This is a genomic window from Ensifer sp. M14, from assembly GCF_003355565.1.
In the GTDB taxonomy this organism is placed as follows: Bacteria; Pseudomonadota; Alphaproteobacteria; order Rhizobiales; family Rhizobiaceae; genus Ensifer.
In genome coordinates, this window is sequence record NZ_QJNR01000038.1 from 1 (window position 1) to 9,657 (window position 9,657).

A 9,657-nucleotide genomic window follows, 5' to 3' on the forward strand; every position below is an offset into this window, starting at 1 on the left:
GATATATTATGCGATTCTAAAGCTCCAGCCGGGCCGGAAAGCCCGGTGCGCGCAGGTCGGTCTTGAGCAGGTCTTCCAGAAGCTTGGCGATCATCGGCGATTCGGCGTTGCCGCCATAGGCTGCCTTGGCGGCAACGTAGGTTTGCTGGGTGATCCCCGCAAGGTCGAGCGGGACGCCGAATTCACGGCCGAACGCCATGGCAAATCCGAGATCCTTCAGCGCCAGGTCAATGTTGAAGGCGACATCGTACGATCCGTTGAGGATGAGCGCGCCCTCCGTCTCGTGGACGAAGGAGTTACCCGAGGAAGCCTTGATGGCGTGCCAGGCCTGACCGAGATCGAGGCCGCCGCGTCGGGCCAGCATTAGTGCTTCGCTGCATGCCTTGAGGTGGATGAAGGCCAGCATGTTGGTGATCACCTTGATGATCGCTGCATTGCCAAGCGTACCCATGTGGAAAATCTTGTCGCCCATGGCTTCCAGCGCCGGCAAATGGATCTCAAAGAGATCCTTGTCGCCGCCGGCAAGCATGGTGATCTTTCCGTGCGCGGCAAGATGCACGCCCCCCGTCACCGGCAGCTCCATCGCTCGCACGCCATGCCTGCCCGCTACAGCAGCGAGACGAAGAATTTCATCACGGCTCAACGTCGACATCTCTATCCAGGTCGACCCGGGTCTCAGCTCGGAAAGTAACTGGTTAAGAACCTGATCGGAAACAGATGGTGAGGGTAGGCAGGTGATCACAGCATCGCACTGCCGCGCCATGTCTTCCGGCGAATCCGCCCAGGTCGCCCCTTCTGCAACGAGGCGATCGGAAAGATGTTTGTGGCGATCATGCACGACCACCTTGAAGCCGGCCTTGAGCAGGCTGGCAGCGAGGTGCCCTCCGAGATTTCCTAGCCCGATATAGCCGTAGATCATTGGCATTCGATCCTTGTTAAACCGAAAGGTGAAATTATAAGCGGAGGCGAAACGGCCACGTAGCAGAGCCAGATTTTTACTCTGCCCGCAGCCTTACTATTCCGCGGCCGCCGTGGTCGGTATTTGCGCCGCCGCTCTAATTTTCGTCCGTGACTTTAGAAAACCTATGGCAACCAGACCAAGGATACCCGAAGCGGCGATGAAGCCGAAGTACATCTGATAAACTGCGAGCCCCGTATAGTGATCAGCAAGGTACCCATTCAGTTTAGGGAGATAAATGTCAGGTGTATATGCGATCAGGGAAATCACGCCGATGGCAAGCCCGGTCACCCGGGTCGGGATATTGCGACTTTCAAGGATCGACCAATACAAGCCTCGAGTGGCGTAGGTCATCACCCCGATCAGCAATACGACAAACAGCAGGACAAAACTGCCAGCTGTCGATGGCAGAAACAGCAGCGCCAGCAGCCCGAGAATGCTCAATGTCATCGTAATCGCCAGTACATTTTCCCGGCCGATCTTGTCGCCCAGAAAACCAGCCCCCAGACCCCCGATGGGACGCATCCACAACTTTGCTACCGTGATAAAGGCGGCGGCGCTTGCCGTCATCGTGTATTTTTCCTGTAGGAAAGCGGAGAACGAATAGGTCGCCCAAAACAACTGATAGCCACAAAGAATGATAATGGCGATAAGCCAAAGCTCGGGCACAGCCAGGAGGAACCTGAGATCAGCCAGAAGATTGTTCTTGCTTGCAGAGGTCTTGACCGGGGTGTCATCCTTCAAACGCAGGAATAGGAAACACAAGACCCCTACTGCGAAGCTGTTGTAGACATAAAGCATGATGACCGATGGCAGGGTCTCTGCCGCAGCGAGGCCTTTACCATCAACGTAGTAGGTAAATAGCGCGACCGCGGCTGTAGCCAGGATAGCCTCCACAAGGCCGCGCATCCCTTCCAGGCCGCCAAAGAACCGTCCCTGTTCATGGGGTCGAGCTAGGATTTTGACGCCCTTCAGGAGCGCCGCCCAGAAAGTCAGGCCGGATGAGATGCCCCAGCCAAGAAATATCCAATACAAGGCCGACTTATCTGGAATGCTGGCATACCAAAGACCCAGAATGCCGGTGGCCATCATCGAGAAGGTCAAGAGCAGGCGCGGTGATACGCGGTCCGCTAACCAGCCGCTTGGCAGATAGGTGAGCAGAAACATCGTCCCGAGCATCGAATAATAGGTGCCAAGTTCGGAACTGGAGATGTGGAAGGTTTCGAGAATTGTCGTTTCGAAGTTCTGGCGAAGATAAATCAGCGGATAGATTGAGCCCGCCGCGAGCAGCAGGATGAAAAATTGAAAGTAGCGCTGGAGGCCAGACTGGTGCGATTGCGCATTGTCGATGCCTGTAGCCGGACTGAGTGTAGCCATCGTCGTGGACTCCTCCCAAGAGTCTGAAGCTGTGAAACCGTGCGGTTGGTGAGGTGGGGTGAAATACCAGGTCGCCCGCCAAGGCGGGCTTAGGCTTAAACCCGGATGGAGCTACGAACCTTCAGTTCCTGGTAGTCCTCGAGCCCGAAGATCCCACCTTCGCGGCCATTGCCCGATTGTTTGTAGCCGCCAAAGGGAGAGCCGTAGTTCGTGGCTTGCCCATTTATTGTCACGGTGCCCGCACGAAGGGCGTCAGCAACGCGCTCAGCCCGAGCCACGTCCCCGGTTTGCAGATAAGCGGCTAGGCCAAAATCGCTGTCGTTTGCGATGGCGATAGCCTCGGCTTCGGTATCGAAGGGAATGATCACTAGAACCGGACCGAAGATTTCTTCGCGCGCAATCCGCATCTCGTTGGTTACGTCTGCAAAGACTGTGGGTTTGACAAAGCACCCCTTCTCCAGCCCTTCGGGCTTGCCAGTCCCCCCCGCCAAAAGGCGCGCACCTTCGTCGATACCCATCTTGATCATGGTCTGTACACGGTCGAACTGCATTTGGTTGAACAAGGGACCAATATGGTCGCCGGGCTTGGCGGGATCGTCGACCATTTGCGTCTCCGCAACCTTTTTTGCAATTTCGAGAACGCGATCGTAGACGCTTCGTTCGACCAGCATCCGAGTGGGTGCGTTGCACGACTGTCCCGTATTATAGAAACAATGGGCAACAGATGCAGCAACACGGGTTTCCAAATCGGCGTCGGCAAAGACCAAGTTCGGGGATTTGCCGCCCAGTTCCAGCGTTACTCGCTTAACCGTATCCGCGGCGTCCTTTGAAACTGAGATGCCCGCGCGTGTGGATCCCGTGAATGACATCATCGCGATATCACGATGGCGCGACATCGCACTGCCCACCTCCTGTCCATCGCCGAAGACGAGATTGAACACGCCCGCCGGAAAGCCTGCCTCGTGCACGATCTCGGCAAACAGCGCCGCTGACAGGGGCGCAAATTCTGACGGCTTAAGTACACAGGTCGCCCCCGTGGCAAAGGCGGGTACGACTTTCAGCGCTATTTGGCTGATCGGCCAGTTCCATGGAGTAATCAACCCGCAAACCCCGATTGGTTCACGAAGCAGCGTATCGCCATTGGCTAAGATCTCGCGCTCGGCCTGGCCTTTCAGTGCGGCGATAAACGCCTCGATATGTTCGACGCCGCAAAAAGCCTGCTGTTCTCGCGCCATGCTGATCGGTGCGCCCATTTCCGTGCTTATCGCCTGCGCCATTTCCTCCAGCCGAGAGGAAAATACCGCTTTCAACCGCTCCAGCAGGACAATCCGTTCTTCTTTGCTTGTCTTCGAAAAAGTGTCGAACGCAAGCTTTGCCGCTGCCACTGCTGCGTCGACGTCCCGGCTGTCGCCTAAAATCACCTGACCAACAACTTCGCTGTTGGCGGGGTTTGTGATGGCAAGCGGTGTGCCTGATACGGGCGCGACCCAGGCGCCACCAATATAGAATTTGTCCAGCTTCTTCATAGGTCTCTCATTCCGTTTGGATGCAGGTCAGGGCGCGACCGGTTCGGTGATTAGGTTGAGGTGCAGTTCGGGGCCCGTATAGGGGCTTTGGGCGATCGCCTCGTCGTTCAGCGTCACGCCGAGACCCGCGGCCGTGGGCGGGATAACGAAGCCGTTTTCCCAAACGATCGGCTCGTTTAGAAACCGCATGAAAGGACCGTCGAAGCGGCCGATCGATTCCAGGATCAGGAAATTCGGGCTGCATGTCGCGATCTGGATGTTGGCGGCCGCCACAACTGGCCCGCAGTAGAGATGCGGCGCGATCTGCGCCGATCGCGTCTCCGCCATCCCGGCGATCTTTTTTGCTTCCAGCATACCGCCGACCCGGCCGAGATTCATTTGCAGGATTGAGGCCGCGCCCGCCTCGAGTAGGCGAGCAAATTCGTGCTTCGTCGTCAACCGCTCTCCTGCTGCGACAGGGATCGAGGTAAAGCGTGCCACCTCAGCCATGTCGGCGGGATTTTCCGGCGGGATGGGTTCCTCGAACCAGAGCGGATCGTAGGCTTCCAATCGCCGCGCCAGGCGTTTGGCGCCGGAAACGGTGAACTGCCCATGGGTGCCGAACAGAAGGTCGGCCCTGTTGCCGACGGCTTGCCGGATGCGTTTGCAGAACGCTTCCGACCGCCACAAATCTTCCATACGCGGCTGATGACCGTCATAGATCGTATAAGGGCCGGCCGGATCGAACTTGACCGCCGTGAAGCCCTCTTCAACGGCGGAAGCGGCGACTTCGGCGGCGATATCCGGATCATTATAGACGTTGGGAAGGCTCGGATCGGGATAGACGTCACCATGCGGGGGATAAAGATAGGTGTAGCTGCGTAGCCGCTCGTGAACCTTGCCGCCAAGCAATTGATAGACAGGCTGGTCGGCCGCCTTTCCTACGATATCCCAGCAGGCCATTTCGAGGCCACTCAGGACGCCCATCACGGTCACGTCGGGGCGCATCGTGAAGCCGGCGCCATAGCATCTGCGCCACATCCGCTCGATATGATGTGGATCGCTGCCTTCGAACTGGCGGGTGAACATGTCGACGGCCATCGCCGCGCAAAGGTCCGGGCCGAAGGTGGCGTTGTAGATTTCGCCAACCCCGCTGATACCACAGGCGGTGGTCAGGCGCACGAAGATGAAATACCGGCCGCCGTGTCGCGGCGGCGGGTTGGCGACAACGAAAGTCTCTATCCGGTCAAGCTTCATGAACTGGGCCCTTTGCGATCACGCATCTTGTAAAATCAGTTCGGCAGCTCGCGCAGCCAACATGATGGTTGGACCGTTGGTGTTGCCGGACGTGATATTGGGAAAGGCCGACGCATCGACAACGCGAAGCCCCTTCATCCCATGAACACGCAAGCGTGCGTCTAAAACGGAATCGCTCGCATCATGGCCCATCCGGCAAGTGCAACTTGGATGGAAAACTGTGCCCGCGCGACTACGAAAGTTCTCCAGCAGCGCAGCATCGTCCATGGTGGAGATGTCGGGCTGAAGTGGCACCTTGGTCACTGCGCGGATAGCTTTGGTCTGAGCCAATTGCTTAAGAAGGCGGCTGGCCTTGATCACCGTTTCGCAATCCTTAGTGGTAGCGAGCGAATTGGGCTGGATCAGCGGCTGGTCCGCGGGATTGGCCGACGCAATCGTCACCTGACCCCGGCTGGTTGGGCGGCTGGGTTGGACGCATAGTAGAAATCCCGGAGCAGGATCCACGGCCACCGCGCCTGAAGTATGTGTAATGTAAGACATCGGATTGCAGTACACCTGCACATCGGGAACTTCCGATTCCGGCGATGAGCGGACGTACCCGCTAATCTGATTTACAGGTACACTGAGCGGTCCCTTGCGCGTCAGGATGTAGCGGAGCCCAGCCAACATCCTGCCAAGGCCGGCGCCCAAAGTGTTGTTCAATGTAGGCTCAGTCGCGCGATAGTATTGTGAAACGGCCAAATGATCTTGCAAGCCTTGGCCGACTTCGGGCAGTTCATGCAAAACCGTAATGCCATGCGCCTCCAGCAGTGCCGCCGGGCCAATTCCTGACAATTGAAGAATCTGGGGAGAATTAATGGCGCCCGCGGATAAGATTACCTCCTTGTTCGCCCCCACGATATGTTGGACGCCGCCTGAGCGGAATTGGACGCCGGCTGCACGCTTATTTTCAACGATCAGCTTTTCGACGAATGCCCGCGAGATGACGCGGAGGTTTGATCGCTTCATTGCAGGCCGAAGGAATGCGTCCGCAGCCGACCAGCGTCGACCGTTGCGAACCGTGCTGCGCATGCGCATGAGCCCTTCGGCATCCTCACCGTTCAAGTTGCGGGCGACCGTCCACCCCATTTCACGAGCGGCATCCAGGAAGTTTCGCACAAAAGGGTGCATGCCCGCACTGACGTCGCTCACCACCAAAGGCCCGCTTCCCTTTTCAATGGCACCCTCGACCTGGCATTCTAGCGCTTCATAGGTTTTGCGGACGACCTCCCAGTTCCATCCAGTCGCACCTGCGCGCTCCCAATCGTCAAAGTCATGTGGTAGGCCTCGCAAATAGGCCATCGCATTGATTGAGCTTGACCCCCCAATAACCCGGCCTCGTGGCCAATATGCCTTCCGCCCGTTGAGTCCGGGGTCAGGCTGGGTCGAGTAACTCCAGTTCACGGCCCTATCGGCGAAGGTCTTCGCATATCCCAACGGCACCTTGATCCAAAAGCGCGCATCGCTGCCGCCCGCTTCGATCAGCAATACCTTGTGACGCGGGTTTTCACTCAGCTTGTTCGCCAAGACGCAGCCTGCGGATCCAGCTCCTACGATGATGTAGTCAAATGCAGCTTCATTCATCGCCGGATCAGCCTCCCAACTGACATGTCGACTCGCGGTAATGGGGGAGGTCTGTCGCAGGCCTGGACTTACAACACAAACAATGCTTTCGTAAGCAAAGGCATCATTTTCATTGCAGGTAGAATATGGCTAGGCTGCCCCATGTCACGTGGCTCCACAGTTTCGAAGCGGCGGCTCGACATGCCAGCTTCTCGGCAGCAGCAGAAGAGTTAGGGATGACACCTGCTGCAGTTAGCCAGCAAATACGACTTTTGGAGCGCAAGCTCGGCACAGAGTTGTTCGTGAGGCTTCCAAGGGGTGTAACCCTGACGGATACGGGAAAGGCCTACGCTCAACCCATCCGGCGTTCTTTTGCAGACATGATGTCGGCCACTAACAGCTTGTTTCGAGACCCAAGTGTGCGCACGGTGCGCGTGCGCGCCTCTATCTCGTTCGCAGGGCTGGTAATTGCGCCGCGTATCGCCGAATTCTACGCTTTGCATCCCGACATTTCAGTCCAGTTGACGTCTTTTGTCTGGGCGGACAAGTTTGACGATGATCCCGCCGACATCGATATTCGTTATGGTACAGGGGATTGGGACGATGGCGCCGTGCAGCATCTTGGCCATGAATACGCCATCCCGGTTTGCCATCCAGACTATGCCGCAGCCTTCCCGCAGCCGCTGACGATTCAAGCATTGGCTGCGGGCAAAATTGTCAGCATCATGGGGTCTGAAGCGGACTGGGGTCAATTGTCTGAACTGCACGGATTGAATCTTCAAACAACCGGTGATTGGTTTAAGGTGGACTCCTCGTTTATTGCGCTGCAATCGGCGATCGCCCGTGCTGGTTCCGTCATGGTGCTGGAGCGCTTCGCGGACCATTACCTTGAAAAGGGTATCCTGATTGCTCCATTCGACTACCGGCTACCGATCCGATTGGCCCATTTCCTAGTGCGTAGCGGCAAATCTAGCCCTCGCGAGGAAGTTCAAATCTTCTGCGACTGGCTGATGACAGCTTTGTAAAAAAAGTCGCGTAGCGGTGTTGTCACATAAACCGCCCAGACAGCTTGCTCTATTCCGCGTCGTGGTCGCTCACATTGGCAGACCCGCCTCAAGATACCCTTCGATGAAGTGCTGTCGATCAGCGTCGTTGCGGAAAGGCTGCGTCCGCCCCCAAGCTCGTGCCGAAAAATTCGGAAATTCCGAGAGGAACTCGACCCCCATGCTTCGCGCTTCCGCAGTCCGGCCCAGTCGCGCGAGAGCAGCGGCGAGATTGCGTTTAGAGCCTGGCCCACCCGCCTGCGGATGACGGAGCGTATCGACAGCATCTTGATATCGACCAGCAGCATACTGGGCCCAGCCGAGAAACGAGTAGTGGTCGCCGGGGGGATAGGGGTTGAGGCGAAAACTATTCTCGGCGCATTCGACGGCCTCAGTTGCACGCCCCTCGAACACACGCAGATCAGCAAGGTGAGCCCAGCCTGCAGAGTGATTGGGGTTGAGCCGTAGTCCCTGTTCGAATTCTGCCACTCCCGCTTCGAACTCGCCCTCATAGGCACTTAGGTAGCCCAGAACGATATGCGCGTCGGCGTTTTCTGCATCAATCGCCACGGCTTTCGCAGCTGCGATGCGGGCGGCAGCACGGTGCTCGTCGATGGGCACCCCGTAGTAAAGTGCATCGAAATGGTAGCTCATGGCGAGCCAGGCATGCGCCCCGGCAAAGCCCGGATCAATCTCGATAGCCCGAATAAGGAGCGGGCGAGCAGCCCTTGTCTCGCGAAGCGACTGTGTCGCGAGCGCCCTGCCCCGAACGAACAGGTCATAGGCTTCCAGATCAGTCACCCTGCGCCTGGGGAGGGGCTTTGCGGATGGTAGAACATGGGCAAGCGCTTGGATCACCTTGCCGACGACTTCGTCCTGCAGGGCGAAGATGTCCGCGAGGTCCCGGTCGAGCCTTTCAGCCCAAAGACAGCTGGCAGTGGAGGCGTCGATCAGCTGCGCATTGATGCGTATCCGTGCCGCAGCCCTGCGCACGCTTCCCTCGATAAGGTAGCGAACACCCAGCTCCCTGGCGATCATCCGCATATCCGTCGACCGATCCCGGTAGGCAAAACTCGAATGACGGGCTATCACAAGGAGGCCGTCAACTTTGGAGAGGTCGGTTATCAGGTCGTCGGCTAGGCCATCAGCGAAATACACTTGCTCCAAATCACTGCTCAGGGTCGAAAATGGCAGGACCGCAATCGAAGCCACTTGCGGCAACGTCGGCACGGTATCCGGCGGGTCGCATCTCTGCTGTTCAAAAGTCACTTGGTTTGCAGCCCAGCCCACACGGTAGACCCTGATGGGCCGGGCAATGTTCTTCAAAGAACACTCGCCCTGATCGATGAAGTGAAGCGGGAGCTTCCGATCGACGTGTTCGTGAACGCTGTGGCTTATGAGCACCCCGCCAGGTTCGGCCAAGGCCTCTAAGCGCGCAGCGATATTAACCCCGTCTCCGAAGATATCCTCGCCGTCAGCCAGTATGTCGCCCAGGTTAATGCCCACGCGGAAGGCGAGCCGACGATCTTCGGCAACATCCTCGTTTCGCTGGGCCGTCGCTCGCTGAAGGTCGACGGCGAAGCGCACGGCTTCAATAGCACTCGCGAACTCTGCCAGGAACCCGTCTCCGGCCATTTTGAAGATGCGTCCCCGATGTCTTTCGATCGCGGGCCGGACAACATCGCGAAGCACCCCCTGCAATCGTTCATGGGTGTCCTCCTCGTCGCGCTCCATCAAGCGGCTGTAGCCCGCGATGTCAGCGGCGAGGATGACTGCCAGTTTCCTATGGGTTCCGGCAGAGACCAAGGTTGGTTCGTTGTCATCCGGCATTGAAGAAGGTTACGCCGCCCCAATTCTACCTTCAAGAGATCCAGTGATGGCAACTCTTTCCGCAAACCGAGAGTATCTCGTCATC

General features: G+C 57.7%; 7 protein-coding genes. 1 reads left to right on the forward strand and 6 read right to left on the reverse strand.

Features of this window, described 5'->3' with window-relative positions:
- Window positions 1-16: 16 nt before the first annotated feature.
- The 5 genes from BLJAPNOD_RS35055 to BLJAPNOD_RS35075 all read right to left on the reverse strand — a co-directional run bounded on the left by BLJAPNOD_RS35055 (window position 17) and on the right by BLJAPNOD_RS35075 (window position 6,720).
- Window positions 17-925, reverse strand: a complete 909-nt coding sequence (locus tag BLJAPNOD_RS35055; protein WP_199566108.1) for an NAD(P)-dependent oxidoreductase — start codon at window positions 923-925, stop codon at window positions 17-19.
- 90 nt (window positions 926-1,015) lie between these two features.
- Window positions 1,016-2,335 (reverse strand): MFS transporter, encoded by a 1,320-nt coding sequence (locus BLJAPNOD_RS35060; protein ID WP_115423210.1) that lies wholly within the window; start codon window positions 2,333-2,335, stop codon window positions 1,016-1,018.
- A gap of 95 nt (window positions 2,336-2,430) precedes the next feature.
- Window positions 2,431-3,861, reverse strand: coding sequence for an aldehyde dehydrogenase family protein (locus BLJAPNOD_RS35065; RefSeq protein WP_115423211.1), 1,431 nt, complete (start codon window positions 3,859-3,861; stop codon window positions 2,431-2,433).
- 27 nt (window positions 3,862-3,888) lie between these two features.
- Entirely contained in the window at window positions 3,889-5,097 is a 1,209-nt protein-coding gene (locus BLJAPNOD_RS35070) for a mandelate racemase/muconate lactonizing enzyme family protein (RefSeq protein ID WP_115423212.1), read from the reverse strand.
- A gap of 18 nt (window positions 5,098-5,115) precedes the next feature.
- Window positions 5,116-6,720 (reverse strand): GMC family oxidoreductase N-terminal domain-containing protein, encoded by a 1,605-nt coding sequence (locus BLJAPNOD_RS35075; RefSeq protein ID WP_115423213.1) that lies wholly within the window; start codon window positions 6,718-6,720, stop codon window positions 5,116-5,118.
- Window positions 6,721-6,845: 125 nt separating this feature from the next.
- On the opposite strand from BLJAPNOD_RS35075, the gene BLJAPNOD_RS35080 reads away from it, so the two are divergent.
- Window positions 6,846-7,724, forward strand: coding sequence for a LysR family transcriptional regulator (locus BLJAPNOD_RS35080; protein WP_115423214.1), 879 nt, complete (start codon window positions 6,846-6,848; stop codon window positions 7,722-7,724).
- Between the two features lie 69 nt (window positions 7,725-7,793).
- Here BLJAPNOD_RS35080 and BLJAPNOD_RS35085 read toward each other — a convergent pair whose 3' ends face one another.
- Entirely contained in the window at window positions 7,794-9,572 is a 1,779-nt protein-coding gene (locus BLJAPNOD_RS35085) for an adenylate/guanylate cyclase domain-containing protein (RefSeq protein WP_115423215.1), read from the reverse strand.
- Between the last annotated feature and the right edge of the window lie 85 nt (window positions 9,573-9,657).